This window comes from Actinokineospora baliensis, from assembly GCF_016907695.1.
Classification (GTDB): Bacteria; Actinomycetota; Actinomycetes; order Mycobacteriales; family Pseudonocardiaceae; genus Actinokineospora; species Actinokineospora baliensis.
On record NZ_JAFBCK010000001.1, the window covers coordinates 4,080,001 to 4,099,201 of the forward strand.

The 19,201-nt window shown below is 68.9% G+C and carries 13 protein-coding genes and 2 rRNA genes (1 of these 15 cut by a window edge); 3 read left to right on the forward strand and 12 right to left on the reverse strand.

What is annotated here, in order from left to right:
- Positions 1-2,663 (forward strand): 23S ribosomal RNA (locus tag JOD54_RS18945); it begins 443 nt to the left of the window's first position.
- A 116-nt stretch (positions 2,664-2,779) separates the two neighbouring features.
- Positions 2,780-2,896, forward strand: a 5S ribosomal RNA gene (gene rrf, locus JOD54_RS18950).
- 272 nt (positions 2,897-3,168) lie between these two features.
- Here the strand turns inward: rrf and JOD54_RS18955 are convergent.
- From JOD54_RS18955 to JOD54_RS18995, 9 genes are all read right to left on the reverse strand, one after another.
- The gene (locus tag JOD54_RS18955) at positions 3,169-4,131 is read right to left on the reverse strand and encodes a TIR domain-containing protein (RefSeq protein ID WP_307860546.1); all 963 of its coding nucleotides are present in this window, start codon (positions 4,129-4,131) and stop codon (positions 3,169-3,171) included.
- A gap of 64 nt (positions 4,132-4,195) precedes the next feature.
- Positions 4,196-5,170 (reverse strand): SEFIR domain-containing protein, encoded by a 975-nt coding sequence (locus tag JOD54_RS18960; RefSeq protein WP_204451806.1) that lies wholly within the window; start codon positions 5,168-5,170, stop codon positions 4,196-4,198.
- A gap of 31 nt (positions 5,171-5,201) precedes the next feature.
- Entirely contained in the window at positions 5,202-6,143 is a 942-nt protein-coding gene (locus tag JOD54_RS18965; RefSeq protein WP_307860548.1) for a toll/interleukin-1 receptor domain-containing protein, read from the reverse strand.
- 126 nt (positions 6,144-6,269) lie between these two features.
- On the reverse strand, positions 6,270-7,205 hold the full coding sequence (locus tag JOD54_RS18970; RefSeq protein WP_204451808.1) for a GNAT family N-acetyltransferase: 936 nt from the start codon (positions 7,203-7,205) through the stop codon (positions 6,270-6,272).
- A gap of 175 nt (positions 7,206-7,380) precedes the next feature.
- Positions 7,381-9,024 carry a glycosyl hydrolase family 18 protein gene (locus JOD54_RS18975; RefSeq protein ID WP_204451809.1) on the reverse strand — a complete coding sequence of 548 codons (1,644 nt, stop codon included), beginning with the start codon at positions 9,022-9,024 and terminating at the stop codon, positions 7,381-7,383.
- Between the two features lie 149 nt (positions 9,025-9,173).
- Positions 9,174-10,676, reverse strand: coding sequence for a glycoside hydrolase family 3 N-terminal domain-containing protein (locus JOD54_RS18980; RefSeq protein WP_204451810.1), 1,503 nt, complete (start codon positions 10,674-10,676; stop codon positions 9,174-9,176).
- Entirely contained in the window at positions 10,676-11,509 is an 834-nt protein-coding gene (locus JOD54_RS18985) for a carbohydrate ABC transporter permease (RefSeq protein WP_204451811.1), read from the reverse strand. Before JOD54_RS18985 ends, JOD54_RS18980 begins: the two co-directional genes overlap by 1 nt.
- 4 nt (positions 11,510-11,513) lie before the next feature.
- Positions 11,514-12,491 carry a carbohydrate ABC transporter permease gene (locus JOD54_RS18990; RefSeq protein WP_204451812.1) on the reverse strand — a complete coding sequence of 326 codons (978 nt, stop codon included), beginning with the start codon at positions 12,489-12,491 and terminating at the stop codon, positions 11,514-11,516.
- Positions 12,492-12,500: 9 nt separating this feature from the next.
- The gene (locus tag JOD54_RS18995; RefSeq protein WP_204451813.1) at positions 12,501-13,799 is read right to left on the reverse strand and encodes a sugar ABC transporter substrate-binding protein; all 1,299 of its coding nucleotides are present in this window, start codon (positions 13,797-13,799) and stop codon (positions 12,501-12,503) included.
- Between the two features lie 183 nt (positions 13,800-13,982).
- Between JOD54_RS18995 and JOD54_RS19000 the strand changes: the two genes are divergently transcribed.
- Positions 13,983-14,771 (forward strand): GntR family transcriptional regulator, encoded by a 789-nt coding sequence (locus tag JOD54_RS19000; RefSeq protein WP_204451814.1) that lies wholly within the window; start codon positions 13,983-13,985, stop codon positions 14,769-14,771.
- Between the two features lie 188 nt (positions 14,772-14,959).
- Here JOD54_RS19000 and JOD54_RS19005 read toward each other — a convergent pair whose 3' ends face one another.
- From JOD54_RS19005 to JOD54_RS19015, 3 genes are all read right to left on the reverse strand, one after another.
- Complete coding sequence (locus tag JOD54_RS19005) at positions 14,960-16,480, reverse strand: beta-N-acetylhexosaminidase (RefSeq protein WP_204451815.1); 1,521 nt, start codon at positions 16,478-16,480, stop codon at positions 14,960-14,962.
- Positions 16,481-16,590: 110 nt separating this feature from the next.
- A complete protein-coding gene (locus JOD54_RS19010; RefSeq protein WP_204451816.1) occupies positions 16,591-17,592 on the reverse strand; it encodes a lactonase family protein in 1,002 nt (333 codons plus the stop codon).
- A 1-nt stretch (position 17,593) separates the two neighbouring features.
- Entirely contained in the window at positions 17,594-19,201 is a 1,608-nt protein-coding gene (locus tag JOD54_RS19015) for an N-acyl-D-amino-acid deacylase family protein (protein ID WP_204451817.1), read from the reverse strand.

Here is a 19,201-nt window from a genome sequence, read left to right on the forward strand (position 1 = left end):
GAGAGTGTTCCCAAGTAGCAGCGTACTCGTGAAATTCGCTGTGAATCTGGCGGGACCACCCGCTAAGCCTGAATACTTCCTGATGACCGATAGCGGACTAGTACCGTGAGGGAAAGATGAAAAGTACCCCGGGAGGGGAGTGAAAGAGTACCTGAAACCGTGTGCCTACAAGCCGTCAGAGCCTTGAGGGGTGATGGCGTGCCTTTTGAAGAATGAGCCTGCGAGTTAGTGCTACGTGGCGAGGTTAACCCGTGTGGGGTAGCCGTAGCGAAAGCGAGTCTGAATAGGGCGCTTGAGTCGCGTGGTCTAGACCCGAAGCGGAGTGATCTACCCATGGCCAGGGTGAAGCGACGGTAAGACGTCGTGGAGGCCCGAACCCACCAGGGTTGAAAACCTGGGGGATGAGCTGTGGGTAGGGGTGAAAGGCCAATCAAACTCCGTGATAGCTGGTTCTCCCCGAAATGCATTTAGGTGCAGCGTCGCATGTTTCTTGCCGGGGGTAGAGCACTGGATGGTCTAGGGGGCCTACAAGCTTACCGAAATCAACCAAACTCCGAATACCGGTAAGTGAGAGTGCGGCAGTGAGACTGCGGGCGATAAGGTTCGTAGTCGAGAGGGAAACAGCCCAGAACACCAGCTAAGGCCCCTAAGTGTGCGCTAAGTGGGAAAGGATGTGGGGTCGCCCAGACAACCAGGAGGTTGGCTTAGAAGCAGCCACCCTTGAAAGAGTGCGTAATAGCTCACTGGTCAAGTGGTCCTGCGCCGACAATGTAGCGGGGCTGAAGCGCACCGCCGAAGCTGTGTCATTCACATATTACATCCGCATGATCCTTGAGGTCGTGTGCAGTGGTGTGGATGGGTAGGGGAGCGTCGTGTCACCGGGGAAGCGGCGGAGTGATCCAGTCGTGGAGGTGACGCGAGTGAGAATGCAGGCATGAGTAGCGATAGGCGAGTGAGAATCTCGTCCGCCGAATGACCAAGGGTTCCTGGGCCAGGCTGTTCCGCCCAGGGTAAGTCGGGACCTAAGGCGAGGCCGACAGGCGTAGTCGATGGACAACGGGTTGATATTCCCGTACCCGTGTGGACGCGTCCCTGGTGAGGTCGGTGATACTAACCGCCCAAAGCCCTGACCTTCTTCGGAGGGGAGGGGTGGAGCGCGGGATCTGATCCGGTAGTAGCCAAACGATGGGGTGACGCAGGAGGGTAGCTCCGCCAGCTGTTGGTGTCTGGTGTAAGCGTGTGGCCCGAGCGATAGGCAAATCCGTCGCTCATGAGGGTGAGGCGTGATGCATAGCCGATTGAGGCGAAGTAGAGTGATCCCATGCTGCCGAGAAAAGCCTCTAGTGAGTGTCCGTGCGGCCCGTACCCCAAACCGACACAGGTGGTCAGGTAGAGTATACCGAGGCGTTCGGGTGAACTGTGGTCAAGGAACTCGGCAAAATGCCCCCGTAACTTCGGGAGAAGGGGGGCCGCAGCGTTTGAAGCCCTTCGCGGGCTAGGGCGAGGCGGCCGCAGAGACCAGCGAGAAGCGACTGTTTACTAAAAACACAGGTCCGTGCGAAGTCGCAAGACGATGTATACGGACTGACGCCTGCCCGGTGCTGGAACGTTAAGAGGACGGGTTAGTGCGTAAGCGCGAAGCTCAGAATTTAAGCGCCAGTAAACGGCGGTGGTAACTATAACCATCCTAAGGTAGCGAAATTCCTTGTCGGGTAAGTTCCGACCTGCACGAATGGCGTAACGACTTCTCGACTGTCTCGACCACAGGCCCGGCGAAATTGCACTACGAGTAAAGATGCTCGTTACGCGCGGCAGGACGGAAAGACCCCGGGACCTTTACTATAGCTTGGTATTGGTGCTTGGTTCGGTTTGTGTAGGATAGGTGGGAGACTGTGAAGCGCTCACGCCAGTGGGTGTGGAGTCATTGTTGAAATACCACTCTGATCGTACTGAGTGTCTAACTTCGGACCGTGATCCGGTTCAGGGACAGTGCCTGGTGGGTAGTTTAACTGGGGCGGTTGCCTCCCAAAGGGTAACGGAGGCGCCCAAAGGTTCCCTCAGCCTGGTTGGCAATCAGGTGTTGAGTGCAAGTGCACAAGGGGGCTTGACTGTGAGACTGACAGGTCGAGCAGGGACGAAAGTCGGGACTAGTGATCCGGCCATGGCTTGTGGAAGCGTGGTCGCTCAACGGATAAAAGGTACCCCGGGGATAACAGGCTGATCTTGCCCAAGAGTCCATATCGACGGCATGGTTTGGCACCTCGATGTCGGCTCGTCGCATCCTGGGGCTGGAGTAGGTCCCAAGGGTTGGGCTGTTCGCCCATTAAAGCGGTACGCGAGCTGGGTTTAGAACGTCGTGAGACAGTTCGGTCCCTATCCGCCGCGCGCGTTGGAGACTTGAGGAAGGCTGTCCCTAGTACGAGAGGACCGGGACGGACGAACCTCTGGTGTGCCAGTTGTCCTGCCAGGGGCATGGCTGGTTGGCTACGTTCGGAAGGGATAACCGCTGAAGGCATCTAAGCGGGAAGCTCGTTCCAAGATGAGGTCTCCCTCCACCTTTGAGTGGTTAAGGCTCCCAGTAGACGACTGGGTTGATAGGCTGGAGATGGAAGCCCTGTGAGGGGTGGAGTCGACCGGTACTAATAGGCCGAGGGCTTACAACGAAGAGGCTACGCATCCACTGTACGGTGTCTGAGACACCAACCACCCCACCAGGGGCAGACCACACGACACTGTGTGGGCGCCTGGGTGGGTTGAGGTTGAGTTTGTTTCATAGTGTTTCGGCGGTCATAGCGGTGGGGAAACGCCCGGTCCCATTCCGAACCCGGAAGCTAAGCCCACCTGCGCCGATGGTACTGCACTCGTGAGGGTGTGGGAGAGTAGGACGCCGCCGGACAATCATTCGAGAACCCCCACCAGGATCCCTGGTGGGGGATTTCTCGTTTTCCGGCTCGCCTGCGGCATTGCGACCGGGTCCGTGGTGGTGCGGTGGGCTCGATGGGGCGAACCTGTTTTGCGCGGGGCCCCTGCGCCGCCCGTGGCAGGACCGCAAAGCTGGGGCCGAAAAGCATGGCCCTGCAGCGCACAACGCTACGGGCACCGCCACCCCACACAAAACAGGTCCACCCCATCGAGCATTGGGTGGGCTGGCTCTTGGCTGGTCCGGTCTCACAACACGGCTCGCCCGCCGAACGGGTTGGTGATCCCGAGCAGCCTGCACTGGTGGTCGAACTTGTTGAGCGCCTTCAGCGATCGCACCTCGCCCCAGGCGGCGAGCAGCAGCGGGCCGACCAGGAACAGGCTGCTGGGCCGGTTCGCGATCCCGCCGACGTTCAGGGCGATCACGCGCAACGAGACGACGAGGCCCAGGTAGGTCTCCTGCCACTGGCGAACCCGCCGGCGGTCTTCCTCACTGGTGGGCAGTCGCACCGCGCTGAGCCGCCACCAGCCCGCCTCCGCGGCGTCGTGGAAGCGGCGGATCGTTCGCGCGTGCTCGACCCAGCCCGCCTTGGTGATCAGCGGTTTGCGCACGTCCTGTTCGCGCGCCCTGGCCAACTCGGCGCGGATCGCCAGGCAGTGCGGGGAGACCTCCGCCGCGTACCCCACCAGGTCCCTCGGCGCTTGCGACCGGTGTCGCTCGGGCTCGGGTTCGGGCGGCAGCGGCGGGACCGCGCCGGGAGCGGGTTTGATCCGGCGCCGCTGGTGGGTGATGACGCGGACCAGGTCCTCGATCCCCGGGCTGCTCAGCTCCGAGATGGCGAAGTGGCTGGTCAGCGCGGGCATCAGGAACCGCGGCAGATCGGCGGGGGAGTGGGTGGGCAGGACCACGGGGAGGATCTTGGCGGTCCACGTGCGTGGGGCGCTGTGCAGCAGGTCGCGCAGGATCGTCGTCTCGGCGAATACCCGGTCGGCGCGGCCGGTCCCGCCCGCCGCGGCGGCATAGCGGGGTGAGGCGACGGCGATGACGCGGTCAGCGGACAGGATCGCCCCCGTCGCCCACGCCTGCCAATCCAGGCGTTCGTGCTCCCACTGGTCCAGGACCACGTCGATACCCGCGGCGACCAGGAGACGGGCGAGGAAGCGCACGTCGTCCTCGTGGTCGGCCGAGTCGTGGGCGTAGCTGAGGAACACCTGGGGCAAGATCGCGTCCCCTCCGGCCGGTGCCACGGGCGTCGAAGATCATCCCACGTGCCCCCTACCCGGACGCAGCCTTCTCGAGCAGTTCGCTCTGGTGCTTGAACTCGGAGAGCCGCTTGGCCACCCGGGTCGCCGCGTGGCTGACGACGAACGGGTCCGCCAGGGCCAGCAGGGTGGGCTTGCTCGCCCACTCCTCGCACGCCGCCGCGAGCTGGCCCGCCGCGGTCGTGAACCGCAGGTAGGACTCCTGCCACCGGCGCACCTGACGGCGATCTTCTTCGGCGGTCGGCAGCCGCACCGCGGCCAGGGCGGACCACCCCGCGTCGAACGCCGCGTGGTGGCGGCGAATCCTCTCCGCGTTGGCCCTGCGGCCCGCCTTCGTCAGCAGCGCGAGGTCGCCCTGCTCCCAGGTTTCCGGGGTGAGTTCGGCCTGCAGCGCGTTCCCGAGCGGGGCCACGTCGGCGACGTAGGCCGCTAGGTCGCGGGGCTCCTCCCGCAGCTGCGGTTCGGGGGTCGGTGGCAGCAGCGGGATCTCGCCGAGGGCGGGCTTGAGGAGGCGCGGCTGCCCGGTGATCACGCGGACCAGGTCCTCGATCCCGGGGCCGCTGAGCTCGGTGATCGCGAAGTGGCCGGTCAGCGCCGGGAGCAGGAACCGCGGCAGGTCGCGGCGGGAGTGGGTGGGCAGCACCACGGGGAGGATCTTGGCTGTCCACTCCGCTGGGGCCTCTTGCAGCAGGTCGCGCAGGATCGTCGTCTCGGCGACTGCCCGCCCATCGACCTGGCTCGTCCCGTCCGCCGCCGCCGCGTACCGGGGCGACGCGACCGCGATGACCCGGTCAGCCGTGAGGATTGCCCCGGTTGCCCACGTGTGCCAGTCGTGGCGCTCGTGTTCCCACTGGTCGAGCACCACGTCGATTCCCATCGCCACCAGGAGGCGGGAGAGGAAGCGCACGTCGTCCTCGTGCTCGGTCGAGTCGTGCGCGTAGCTGACGAACACCTGGACCAAGATCGCGTCCCCTCCAGCGGGTGCCACGGGTGCGAGATCATCCCACTCGGCACGGAGTTCAGGTCGTCGGGTTGGCGATGCCCAACAGGGTGCTGCGGCGGCTGAGCTCTGAGTAGGCGTTGTTCGCGCGCATCATGGACCAGCCGGTGGCGAGCGAGGCGCCTGGCAGCAGGGCGAGGAGCGGGCTCTTCGCGATCTTCGTGGTCCTGCCTGAAGCCTCGTCGAGCAGTTGTACCAGGCGAAGGTAAGCCTCCTGCCAGTGGCGGACACTGCGTCGGTCGTCCTCACCGGTGGGCAGTGGCACCGCGCTCAGGTCGTGCCAGCCCGCCTTGAGGACATCGTGGAACTGGTGGAGTCTGCGGGCGCTCGCGCCCCAGCCCTCGGTCGTACGGCTCGCCTCGTCCATGTAGCTGCGGATCCTCAGGCACACCAGCGACACGTCCGCAGCGTAATCTTCCATACCCCGGTGCACCTGCTTCTCGGAGCGTCGCTCGTCGAGGTCCGCCTCCGGCTCCGGCGGGAGGTGTGGAATCCCCCCTACCGCGGGGCGGACCCGCTTCGGCTGCTTGGTGATCACGCGAACCAGGTCTTCCACCCCAGCACTGCTGAGCTCGGTGAGCGTGTAGTAGTCCGCGATCGAAGGGGTCAGGAAGTCGGGGAGATCGCATGGGCCGTACTGGGGGAAGACGACGGGGAGGATCTTGGTTGTCCACTCCGCCCAGGAGCTGACCAGCCGGTCGCGCAGTGCTTTCGCCTCGTGCACCACTGTGCGGTCCGCGTAGGTGCCGTTCCCGTTGGCCGCAGCGACATAGCGGGGCGAGGCGATCACGATGACGTGATCCGCGTCGTAGATTGCCCGCATGACCCACTCTGACCAGTCGTGGCGCTCGTGCTCCCACTGGTCCAACACCACGTCGATTCCCATCGCCACCAGGAGGCGGGCGAGGAAGCGCACGTCGTCCTCGTGCTCGGTCGAGTCGTGCGCGTAGCTGACGAACACCTGGACCAAGATCGCGTCTCCTCCAGCGGGTGCCACGGGCGTCGAAGATCGTCCCACGGGCCGCGGGGAGAAAGGGGATCGCGCCCCCAGCCAGGCTTGAGGACGCGATCGTCGAGCGAGAACCCCTTATCCGATGGGCAGTTCCGCCCGAACGTCGTCCCCCCGGTGGGTCAGCGTGGCCCCGCACGTGCGCAGGGCCCCGAGCGCGGCCGCGTTGCCCGTTGAGGTGTCCGCGACGATGGTGCGGACCCCCGCGGCGGCGGCTTCGGCGACCAGGGCTCGCAGGGCGGCCGTTCCGATGCCCTTGCCTCGGGCGGAGCGGCCGAGCCACATGCCGGTTTCGGCCTCATCTTGCGACAGGCGGGCCATGCGGATCATGCCGGTGAAGCTGCCCTCGGACTCGACCGCGTACATCACCGTCCCGTTCGCGCCGTGGAAGTGGGCGCGGTGGAACTCGCGGAAGGCGTTCTCCGTTGCCGGGGTCCAGGTGCTGGTGCCGTCCTGGACCGGCATGACGTCGATGGGGCGGGCCTCGTGCACCGCCACGCTCAGCAGCCGTTCGGTGGTGGCCTCGTCGAGGGGCACCAGCCGGACGCTGGGGTTGGTGGGTTTGTCGGCCCGCACGACGTCGTGGATGCGGTCGAGGAAGCGGCGGGCCATGGCCAGCTCGGCTCCGTCGAACTCGCGCATCGCGTCGACCATGTCGGTGATCAGGCCGCCGTAGAAGGACCAGCCGAGCCGGATGGCGTCGTCCTGGACCGTGAGCAGGACCCGTCTGCGGTCGCGGTTGTCCCGGGTTCTGCGCACGTAGCCCGCGCGGACCAGGCGGTCGACCAGTGCCGTGACCGAGGCCGAGTTGAGCGCCAGCTTGCCGCTGAGCCACCCCGGCGTCGCCGGGACCTCTTCGCGCCGCGCGTCGAGCAGGTGCATGAGCGCGCGCAGGTCCGTCGGATGCAGGCCGTTGGCGGCGGCGAACTCCGCGGCCATCAGGTCGAGTCTGCCGGTGATCCGGCGCAGCAGGTGTACCAGCTCCAGTCCCGCGTCCCCGTCGTCCACGTCCACGTGGCACCTCCGCGTGAGCGCCGCCTCGTGGGCGAGCGCGCCGAGTGAGAAGAAGTCAACCAAGGGGCGGACCGGCGGTCCGCCCGCGAAAGAAACACCCGGCCGCAACGGGCTGAGCGGCTGCCCGGGGGTTGACCCGAGCAGCCGCCCACATCCGGCCCGTCCCAGCCGGAGACTAGCCGCGCAGAGCCGCGATCAGCTCACCGTTGCTGGTGTCACCGGAGAGCTCCCAGAAGAAGGAGCCGCCGAGACCCTGCGCCTTGCCCCAGTTGCGCTTGCCCGCGATGGTGGCGGGGGTGTCGTAGCCCCACCAGTTCCCACCGCAGAAGGCGTACGCGGTGCCACCGACGGTGCCGGTGGCCGGGCACTTGGTCTTGAGGACCTTGTAGTCCTCGAAACCGGCCTCGTAGGTGCCCGGAGCGGCGCCGGTCGCGGTGCCACCCGGGGTGGCCTGCGTGACGCCGGTCCAGCCGCGGCCGTAGAAGCCGACGCCCAGCAGGATCTTGCTCGCCGGGATGCCCTTCGACTTGAACTTGTTGATCGCGCCCTCGGTGGTCCACTTGTCCTTCGGGATACCGGGGTAGGCGGTCAGCGGCGAGTGCGGGTTGGTCGGGCCCTTGGTGTCCCACGCGCCGAAGAAGTCGTAGGTCATCGGCATGACCCAGTCCAGGTACTGGACCGCGCCCGCGTAGTCGGCGACGTCGAGCTTGCCGCCGTCGGCACCGTCGGCCGAGGTCGCCGCGGTGATCAGGTTGTTCGCGCCGAACTTGTTGCGCAGGGCCTGGGTCACCGCCTTGAAGGAGTCCGGACCGCTGGTGTCGCAGGTCAGACCACAGGCGTTCGGGTACTCCCAGTCGATGTCGATGCCGTCGAACACGTCGGCCCAACGGGGGTCCTCGACCAGCTTGTAGCAGGAGTCGGCGAACGCGGCCGGGTTCTTCGACGCCTGGCCGAAGCCACCGGACCAGGTCCAGCCACCGAAGGACCAGAGGACCTTCAGGTTCGGGTACTTCTTCTTCAGCTTGCGCAGCTGGTTGAAGTTGCCCCGCAGCGGCTGGTCCCACGTGTCGGCGACACCGTCGACGCTGTCGGCGGCGGTGTAGGCCTTGTCGTAGTCGGCGTAGGAGTCACCGATGGTGCACTGGCCGTTCTGGACGTTGCCGAACGCGTAGTTGATGTGCGTCAGCTTCGCCGCCGAACCGCTGGTGTCGACGTTCTTCACGTGGAAGTTGCGCCCGTAGACGCCCCACTGGATGAAGTAGCCCACGAGCTTGTTCCCCGGCGGGGGGTTGTCGGTCGTGGTGGTCGTGGTCGTCGACGACGAGGTGGTCGTCGTGGTGGACGACGACGTGGTGGTCGTGGTCGACGTGGTCGGCTTCGTGGTGGTGGTCGTGGTCGTCGTGGTGGTGGTGGGGTTGGTGCCACCGCCGCACGGCTGACCGTTGAGCGTGCAGTTGCTCGGCGAGCCGCTACCGGAGCCGTTGAACCCGAACGAGGCCGTGCCACCGGCCGGGACGTTGCCGTTCCAGGACAGGTTCGAGAACTTGTAGTGGTTGCCCGTCTTGGTCAGGGACGCGTCCCAGGCCGACGGGATGCTGGTGCCCGCGGGCAGGTCGAACTCGACGACCCAGCTGGTCAGCGCCGAGCTGCCACCGTTGCGCACGGTGACCTTGCCCGTCCAGCCGGAGCCCCAGTCCTGCGTCTTCTGGAACTCGGCGGTGGGCGAAGCGGCGCCACTGGCTGGCGCTGCCACGATTCCGAACGTGACGGCGGCCGCGGCGATGGCCGCCGCGGTCAGGTGCCATCTGATCCTGGACAATTGTTCACCTCGGAAGGGAGCAGGGATAACACTGTCTACCGTGGTCCAGACCAATTCTTCGGGACAAGGTCTAGACCAATAGTCTCACTCGAATGGAGCAGTGGCGCCAATCGAACGGACCGTCTGGGTGCGCGTGCGGACACGCGCGGTCACCGATCGGTGAGACCGGTGGGGTTGGTGTGCCTGGCTCGTCCGGACACCGCGGCCGCGCTGATCACCTCCGCCGCCGCGCGCAGGCTCGAGCGCGAGCCGCCGAACGTGTCGATCCGGCCCAGGGCGCCCAGTTCGGGCCCCGGGGTGCCGGTTTCCACGTGCACGACCGCCGTGGCGGCCCGGACGAGGCCAGCCACCAGTTCGAGCACCGCGGGGTGCCGGTGCGCGTCACGGGTGGTCACGACGACCTCCCGCCCGCGCGCCAGCTCGAACAGCTCGCCCGGCTCCGCCGCGGTCACCCGCAGGGCCCTCGTGCCGGGGAGCAGTTCGACCAGGTGCGGGCCCAGTCCCCAGGGGACCGGACCGGCGGCGATGGTCGGCTCGACTTCCACGTCGACCACCACCAGTTCAGGGGACAACGCTGGGAGGTGGGTGGTCCGCGTGGCCTTGCGCGCCACGGTCATGCCCAGGTCCACCTCGTCGCGCGCGGCGACGCCACCGGTCGGCGGCACACCAAGCGAGCGGGTGCGCTCGGCCGCGTGCGCCAGCCTCTCCTCCGACAGCGTGCCCGCCACGACCTCGGCCACGATCCGCTCGACGATCACCGCGACCGCGTCGGCGTCGGCGATCTCGCCGCCGATGCACAGCGCGTCCGCCCCGGCCCGCAGCGACCGCACCGCGGCGTCGGCCAGACCGGCCGCGTTGCCCAGGTGCCCGGCCACCGCGCCCATCTCCAGCGCGTCGGTGACCACCGCCCCGGTGAAGCCGAGTTGGCCGCGCAGCACGTCCTGGATCGCCGTCGGGTTGACCGTCGCGGGGTCCTCGCCCCACCCGGGCACCACCAGGTGCCCGGTCATCACCGACCGCACCCCCGCGGCGATCGCCGCGCGGAACGGGACGAGCTCCACCGCGTCGAGCTCCTCCGGTGTGCGCGGCAGCACCGGCAGGGTGAAGTGCGAGTCCGAAGTGGACGCACCGTGCCCCGGGAAGTGCTTGGCGCAGGCCGCGACGCCCGCGCTCTGCATGCCGCGCACGTAGGCGGCCACGTGCGCGGCCGCGGCGTAGGGGTCCGCGCCGAAGGCGCGCACCCCGATGATCGGGTCGTCCGGGGTCAGCGTCAGGTCCGCGCACGGCGCGAGGTCCAGGGTGACCCCGCAGGCGGCGAGCCTGGCGCCCAGCGCGGTGCCGACCTCGGCGGTGAGGCCGAGGTCGGCGGCCGCGCCGAGCGCCAGCGGTCCGGGCAGCGTGGAGCCGGTGGCGGCGTCGAGCCTGGTGACGTCGCCACCCTCCTCATCGATGCCGATGACCACGTCGGCGCGCTCGGCCCGCAGTTGCGCGGTCAGCGCGGCGACCTGCTCGTCGTCGACGATGTTGCGCCCGAACAGCACCACCCCGCCCAGGCCCTCGGCCAGCCGCTCCCGCACCCAGTCCGGGGCGCTGGTGCCCGCGAATCCGGGCAGCAGCACACCCTCGGCGAGCGCGTGTAAGCGCGAGGCCATCAGCCCTTCACCGCCCCGGCCGTGGAACCGGAGACCAGCTTGCGCTGCACCAGCAGGAAGAAGATCAGCGCGGGGATCGCGTAGATCACCGAGGCGGCCATGATGCCGCCCCAGTCGGTGCCGAACGCGGTCTTGAACGAGGAGAGCCACACCGGCAGCGTCTGCTTGTCCTTCTCCCGCATGAACACCAGCGCGTAGAGGAACTCGTTCCACGCGGTGATGAAGCTGAACACCGAGGTGGCGACCAGGCCGGGGCCAAGCAGCGGCAGCGTGACGCGGGTGAACACGCCCCAGCGCCCGCAGCCGTCGACCATCGCGGCCTCTTCCAGCTCCAGCGGGATGCCCTTGACGAAGCCGCGCAGCGTCCACACCGTGAACGGCAGCGTGAAGGCCACGTAGACCAGCAGCAGACCCCACAGCGAGTTGAGCAGGTCGGCGTCGCGCATGATCAGGTACATCGGCACGAACAGCGCTTCCAGCGGCGCCAGCTGCGCGATCAGCACCAGCAGGATGAAGCCCTTGCGGCCCCGGAAGCGCAGCCGCGCCAGCGGCACCGCGGCCAGCAGCCCGGCCGCCAGGGCGCAGGCGACCGCGCCGAGGGTGACGATCAGGCTGTTGGTCAGGAAGGTCGTGAAGTCGGGCTTGGTGATGGCGTTGACGAAGTTCTTCAGCGTCGCCGTGGTCGGGATCAGGTCGTAGGCGGGCGAGAGGATCTGCGCCGGTGTCTTGAGCGCGGTGGTGAACATCCAGTAGGTCGGGAACAGGAAGAACCCGGCCAGCACCAGGCCGAACACCGCGAGTGCCACGCGCTGGGCGGGCGACTTGTGCAGCATGGCTCTACAGCTCCGTTTCCGGTGAGCGGACCAGCAGTCGCATGTACCGCCAGGTGACCGCGACCAGCACCACCAGCATCAGCACCGCCACCGCGGCGGACACGCCGAAGTGGCTCGCCGCGATGCCCCGCAGGTACAGCAGCACCGGCAGGGTCGTGCTCTCCCCGTCCGGGCCGCCCTGGCGGATCGCCCAGACCTGGGTGAAGACCTTGAAGTCCCACAGGACCGACAGGAACGTCACCAGGGTCAGCAGCGGGCGCACCGAGGGCCAGCTCACCGCGCGGAAGGCCGCCCACCCGGACGCGCCATCGATCGCGGCGGCCTCGTAGAGGTCCCTCGGGGTGTTGACCAGTCCGGCGTAGAGGGTGAAGGCGATGAACGGCACCGCCTGCCAGATCACCAGCAGGCCGATCACGGCCAGCGTCGAGGTGCCGCTGGTGAACCAGGAGTAGCCCTTGAAGGAGTCGAACCCGATCAGCACCAGGGTCTTGTTCAGGATCCCGTACTGCTGGTCGAAGATCCACTGGAACACGGTGGTGGTGGCGATGATCGGGGTGGCCCAGGCCAGCACCAGGCAGACCTGCAGCACGCCGCGCACCCAGCCGCTCAGGTGTCGCATCAGCACCGCGATGCCCAGGCCCAGCAGCAGCGTGGTGAGCACGACGGCGGCGGTGAACAGCACGGTGCGCAGCCCGATGACCCAGAACTCCGGGTCGGTCAGGATCGCGGTGTAGTTGTCGAAGCCGACCCACTTGACCTCGCCGCGGACGAGTTCACCGAGGTCGAGCTTGCGCAGGCTGATCGCCAGCACCTGCAGCGCTGGCCAGGCCAGCAGGGCCAGCATGATCAGCACAGCGGGGGCGAGCATCAGGTAGGGGAGGGCTGTCTCGGACAGGGGGCGACGGGCCCGGCGCCGCGCGCCGGGCCGCGCGGCCGGCGGGGGAGTCCCCGCCGACCGCGCGGTGTCCACGGTTGAGGTCATCGTGTCCCGCTAGCCGGCGAACGCCTTGTTCAGCGCTTCGTTGGCGTCCTTGGTCGCCTGGTCGACCGGCTTGGCACCGGTCAGGAAGGCGGTCAGCAGGTCCTTGATCGGGTTCTGCCCGGCCTCGATGGTCGCCCAGCCCGGGGTGGCCGGGACGGCCTTGCCGTTGGCCGACGCCTTGGCCATCGCGGCGTTGATCGGGTCGGCCTCCAGGGCGCTGACGTCCTTGGAGGTGCCGGGGATCATGCCGACCTTGGCGAACTCACCCTGGTACTTGTCGCTGGAGATCAGCTTCAGGTAGTCGCGGGCGAGGTCCTTGTCCTTGCTGTTGGCCGGGACGGCCAGGTTCGAGCCGCCCTGGAAGACCGGCGCGGTCTTGCCAGCGGTCTTCGACGGGATCGGGAACGCCGAGGTCTTGTCCTTGATGGTCGGGTCCGACTTGGCCGCGGTCGCGACCTCCCACGGCAGACCGATGAACATCGCGACCTTGCCGCCGCCGTAGATGCCCGCCTGCTCCGGGGTCTGCTCGTCGGCGTCCTTGGGCGCCTTGGTGCCCGACTCCTCGACCAGCTTCTTGTAGAAGTCCAGGCCCGCCTTGGCCTCCGGGCTGTCGAGCGTGGCGGTGAACTTGGTGCCGTCCTTCTTGGCGATGTCGCCGCCCTCGTCCCAGATGAACGACAGCAGGGTGTACCAGTTCTGGCCGGGCAGGTACAGCGCCTGGAAGTCCGGGTCGCTGCCGAACTTGGCCTTCAGCTTGCCGATCGCGGCCAGCCACTCCTCGCGGGAGGTCGGCGCCGCGGTGATGCCCGCCTGCTCGAACAGGTCCTTGCGGTAGAGCACCTCGCGGTTGGCGGCGTAGAACGGGATGGCGTACTGCTTGCCGTCCCAGGAGCCGGACTCCTTGAGGCTGCTCAGCCAGTTGGCGCCGTTGAAGTCGCCCGTGTTGGCGGTGAGGTCCTCCAGCACGTTCTCGCTGGCGAACTTCGGCGCCTGGGTGTTGCCGATCTCGATCACGTCAGGCGCGTCGTTGCTGGCCAGGGCGGTGGTCAGCTTGTCCTGGATGCCGTTCCACTGCTGGATCTCGTACTTGACGGTGACGTCCTTGTGCGAGCTCTCGAACTCCTTGTGCAGCCCGTCGGTCAGCACGGTGGGAGCCGACCCGTTCATCAGCCACACGGTCAACGTGCGCGGACCGGACGGCGCGGGAGCCGAGGAGGAGGTCCCCGTCTCACCCCCGGATCCGGCGCACCCCGCGACCGCGAGCGCGACCGCGAACCCCCCGACCAAAGCCTTCGACCAACTTCTCACGGTGATGCATTCCTTCCGGACGCTGCTCCCCCCGGCACGAGAGGAGCGAAGGACTTGAGTGGTTTAGACCATTGCGATTAGAGTGGTCCGAGCTTCTCCGGCTTGTCAAGATAAATGCTTAAACGTGACATCAGATGTCCGTCTCGACACGGGTCGCCGACGCATGGGCGAGCAAGGAACAACATGGGTGAGAACCTGCCTGGCGATGCCGTGGAAAACGGGAAGAAATCGCCTCGAACACCGAAGCACTGGGAGCTCAAGGAGCGCCTGGCCGAGCTGCTGCGCGCGGTCTCCCCCGGGGGGTCGCTGCCCGGCGAGCGGGCGCTGGCCAGCGAGTTCGGCGTCTCCCGCACGACCGTGCGCAAGGCGCTGGCCGAGCTGACCGCCGAGGGCAGGCTGACCAGGGTGCACGGCAGCGGGACCTTCGCAGGCGAGGGCAAGGTGACCCAGCGGCTGCAGCTGTCCTCCTACACCGAGGACATGCGCTCGCTCGGCCGCCGCCCCACGTCGTCGCTGCTCGACGCCCGGATCGGGGCCGCTGACCCGGAGTTGGCCGCCCTGTTGGGCATCCGCTCCGGCGACGACGTGCTGCGCCTGCGCAGGCTGCGCAGGGCCGACGGCGAGCCGATGGCCATCGAGACCTCCCGGCTGCCGCTGCCGCGCTTCCCCGGCCTGGACCGCTACGTCGGCGACGGCTCGCTCTACGGCGTGCTCTACCAGCACTACGGGGTCGAACTGGGGCACGCGGAGGAGACCATCGAGACCGCGCTGGCCACCCCGGCCGAGGCCGCGCTGCTGGGCAACGAGGCCGGTGCGCTGATGCTGCTGCTGTCCCGCCATTCCTTCGACACCGAGGGCCGACCGGTGGAATGGGTGCGGTCGGTATACCGGGGCGACCGTTACAAGTTCGTTGCGACCTTGGTCTCGCCGCAATCGTCGGATGATTCGGTCGAACACCGGTTGGAGCGCTGAGCGACGATTCCGGTTCGGCGGGTGCGCCGGGCCGGAATGCATTCCCAGACCACCCCCGGGCACCGGGCGCGCTTTGTCGCGGCCGCGGTTTTCCCGGCGGGCTCCGGAGCGTTCTGGTGCGGGGGTGGCGGGGTGCTCTCCTCGGGTCGGGGGCGGGGTGCTCATCGGTGGGGACGACGTCGCGCGGGTCACCGGTCCGGGTAGGGACGGCCGGGCACGCCGGGTCTGCGCTGCCAGGGTCGGGGACCGGTCAGTGGCCGGTACTCCACCCCCAGCGCGTCCAGCCGGGGCAGGTGGTGGGTGGCCACCCGCTCGACGAACTCCTCGGTGTCCACCGGACCGGGTGCGGTCCGCGGGCTCCAGACCACCTCGGCGAACGCGGCGAGGCGGGGGAAGGCAGCGTAATCGACGCGCCGCGGGTTGTCGAAGTGCTCCGACCACAGCTGCGCCTGCGCGCCGAGCACCCTGGCCGCGGCCGACTCGGGCAACTCGGCGGGGACCGGCTCGTAGGCCCGGATGTCGGCCAGGGTGCGCACGTGCCCGACCGGGATCGGCTCGCCGGGGTCGGCCGACTGCCGGTGGTCGAGGTAAACCCGCTGCTCAGGGCACATGACCACATCGTGCCCCGCCAGCGCCGCGCGCACACCCGCTGCCTCGCCGCGCCAGGACGCCACGATCGCGCCCTCCGGCAGGTCACCGGCGTCGAGGATCTCGTCCCAGCCCAGCACGCGTCGCCCGTTCGCGGCCAGGTGCCCGGCCATCGTGCGGATGAACCAGGCGTGCAGGTCGTCGGGGGAGTCCAGGCCCAGTTCCGCGACGCGGGCCTTCACCGCCGCGCTCGCGTGCCACTGGGTGGTGGGCACCTCGTCGCCGCCGAGGCAGACCACCGGCGAGTCGAAGATCGCCATCACGTGGTCGAGGACCGCGCGCAGGAAGTCCAGGGTGGACTCCGCCGGGTCCAGCACGTACTCGCTCACGCCCCAGGCGTGCCACACCTGGACCGGCTCCTTGGTGACGCCCAGGTGCGGGTAGGCGGCGATCGCGGCCTGGCTGTGCCCGGGGATGTCGATCTCGGGCACCACCGTGATGTGCCGCTGCCGTGCGTAGGCGACGATCTCGCGCAGGTCTTCGGTGCTGTAGAAGCCGCCGTGCGGGCGGTTGTCGTGCGTCTGGTCGCCGTCGGGCTGCCTGCCGACCCAGGACCCGGCCCGCCACGCGCCGACCTCGGTCAGCAGCGGGTAGCCGGGCACCTCGACCCGCCAGCCCTGGTCGTCGGTCAGGTGCAGGTGCAGCACGTTGAGCTTGTGCGCGGCCAGCAGGTCCAGCATCCGCAGCACCCCGGCCTTGGGGATGAAGTGCCGCGCCACGTCCAGCAGCACCCCGCGCCAGCCGAACCTCGGGTGGTCCTCGACCTCACCGCAGGGCAGTTCCCACCCTCCCGTGTGGATGTCCGCCGCGCGGAAGGCGTCGGGACCCAGCAACTGGCGCAGCGTCTGCACCGCGTGGAAGGCGCCTGCCGGGTCGTGCGCGCGGGCGTCGACACCGGTGGGCGATATGGAAAGTCGGTATCCCCCGGGAAGTGGCACGGCGGCCGGGTCCAGCGCCACTGTGGAGGGGTCGAGCACCGCGGCGGGGGAGTCGACCTTGAGCGCGCCGGGGTCCCGCCTGGCCGAGACCGGCCGGGGGAGCAGGGTCTCGAAGCCGGTCATCGGAGCGGCGTCCCTTCCACGTCAGGTTGCGCTCTGTGCAACCTTCGTTTCACTGGCGGCAATGGTGAGGATGGTAGGGCCGCCGCCCCGGTGGCACAAGCACCGCCGGATCAGGCGAAGGTGACCCAGCAGGCACCACGCACGGTGACCTCTCCCGCGACCGGTCCGGGTAGCCCGGTCGCCGGGTCGAGCGGCAGCCAGGCGACCGTGCCGGAGTGCTGGTTGGCCACGTACAGCCAGGTCCCGTCCGGTCCGAGTGAGCAGTGCCTCGGCCAGGCGCCGCCCGATGAGGAGGTCTGGACCAATTGTGGCGCACCGGGGCCGATCCGCAAAACCCCCACCCCGTTCTCACCGCGCGTGGTCACGTAGAGGAACCGCCCGTCGGGGCTGATGACGATCTCCGCCGGGTAGGTCGGGTCCGGCGCCCCCGGTCCGGTGACGGTCACCGACTCACCGCGCCGCAGCACCCCGGCCGCCGGGTCCCACGCCGCCGCGGTGACCGTCGGGGTCAGCTCGCCGAGCACGAACACCCGGGTGCCGTCCGGGTGGAACACCAGGTGCCGCGGGCCGGTCTTGGCGGGCAGGTCCATCCGGGAGTGCTCGGCGAGCGCGCCGGTGGCCCGGTCGAACCGCAGCACGAACACCGCGTCGAGCCCGAGCGCGGTCGCCAGCAGCCACTGGCCGCTCGGGTCCGGCACCACCTGGTGCGCGTGCGGGGACGCGCCGCTGGCCGGGTCCTCCAGCAGCAGCGCCGACCCCAGCGGGCCCGGCGAACCGTCCGGGTCGAGCGGGTGGCTGGTGACCACGCCGTCGCTGTAGTGCGCGGTGACCAGGTGCCCGCCGACGACCTCCAGGTGGGTCGGACCGGCACCGCCCGAGAGTTGCTCGGCCAGCACCGCGGGGCGCTGCGGGTCGGTGATGTCCACCGCGGTCAGCACACCCTCGGGCAGTTCCGACACCGCGTAGAGGGTGGACCGGTCCGCGCTGAAGGCCAGCGCGGAGGGCTCCCGGACCTGGCGGAGCGCGCCGGTGACGGTGAGCGGTCCACCGTCTTCGGTGGCCACCACGAGCCCGTCGCCGTCGAGGGTGCCGATGTAGGCGGTTCTGGTCATCTCAGGCACCTGTCCGTCGGATCGAGTGGCCGGGCAGCGCGCCGGTCGGCTCGCCGCCCTCGAGCACCGCGACACCGTTGACCAGCACGTGCTCGATGCCGGTCGCCCGCTGCCTCGGCTCGGGGTAGGTGGCGGTGTCGCCGACCGTGCCGGGGTCGAACACCACCAGGTCCGCGGCGTGGCCCACCCGGACCAGGCCGCGGTCGGTCAGCCGCAGCCTGCGCGCCGCCCGCCCGGTCAGGTGCGCCACGCACTCCTCCAGGCCGAGCACCCCCGCCTCGCGCACGTAGTGGCCCAGGTAGCGCGGGAAGGTGCCCCACGCCCGGGGGTGCGGCCGGTCGCCGACCAGCAGCCCGTCGCTGCCGCCGGTGTGCGCGCGGTGGCGCATGATCGCCCGCACGTTGTCCTCGTGGCCCACGTGCATCAGGCACGAGGTGCCCAGCCGCTCGGCGAGCAGCGTGTCGGCGAACAGGTCGAACGGGGCCAGGCCCGCCGCCGCGGCCGACTCGGCGACGGTGCGGCCGACCAGGTGCCGGTGGGCGGCCAGGCGCACCCCGTTGATCTCGATGGTGGTCCAGTCCACCGGGACGCCGTGGCACCCGTCGGAGCCGCGCACCTCCAGGTCCACCCTGACCAGCTCCCTGGTGTCCACATCGGACAGCCGGGCCAGCGTGGCCTCGACGCCGCCCGCGGCCGCCCAGCTCGGCAGCAGCGCGGACAGGTAGGTGGCGCCTGCCAGGTACGGGTAGCTGTCCAGGGTGATGTCCGCCCCGCGCGCCATCGCGTCGTCGAGCAGGGCGAGGAGGTCGTCTGCCTTGCCCGCGTTCTCGGGGAAGTTCATGGTGGCGTGCGCCAAGTGCAGAGGGCAGCCCGTGCGAAGGCTCAGCTCCACCATCTCTCTATAGGCGTCCAGCGCACCGGCCCCGTAGCTGCGGTGGTGCGGGCTGAAGTACCCGTCGTGCGCGGCGACGACCTCGCACAACGCCTCCAGTTCCGCCATGTCCGCGTACATGCCGGGCGTGTAGGTCAACCCGGCGGACAGGCCAACCGCGCCCTCGCGCAACCCGGCCGCGGTGACCTCGCGCATCCGCTCCACCTCGGCGGGTGTCGCGGGCCGGTCGTCCAGGCCCATCACCAGCATCCGCACCGTCCCGTGCGGCACCAGGTAGGCGGCGTTGACCGCGATCCCCTTGTCCAGCCTGCCCAGGTAGCAGCCGACGTCGCGCCAGTTCCAGTCGAACCCCTCGGGGTCGCCGTTCCAGCCCGCCAACTGCTCGCGCAGCACCTCGATCGTGCGGTCGTCGACCGGGGCGTAGGACAGCCCGTCCTGGCCGAGCACCTCCAGGGTGACCCCCTGCGACACCTTGGCCAGGTGGTCGGGCTCGGCCAGCAGCCGCAGGTCCGAGTGCGAGTGCATGTCGATGAACCCCGGCGCCAGCACCAACCCGTCGGCGTCGACCACCACGCCCGGCTCCGGCCGCGCCAACTCCCCGGCCGGGTCGATCGCGGCGACGCGACCCGCGCTCACCAGCACATCGGCCCGGTAGCCGGGGGAGCCGGTGCCGTCTACGACTGTTGGCCCTCGGAAGAGGACGTCCGGTGCGGTCAT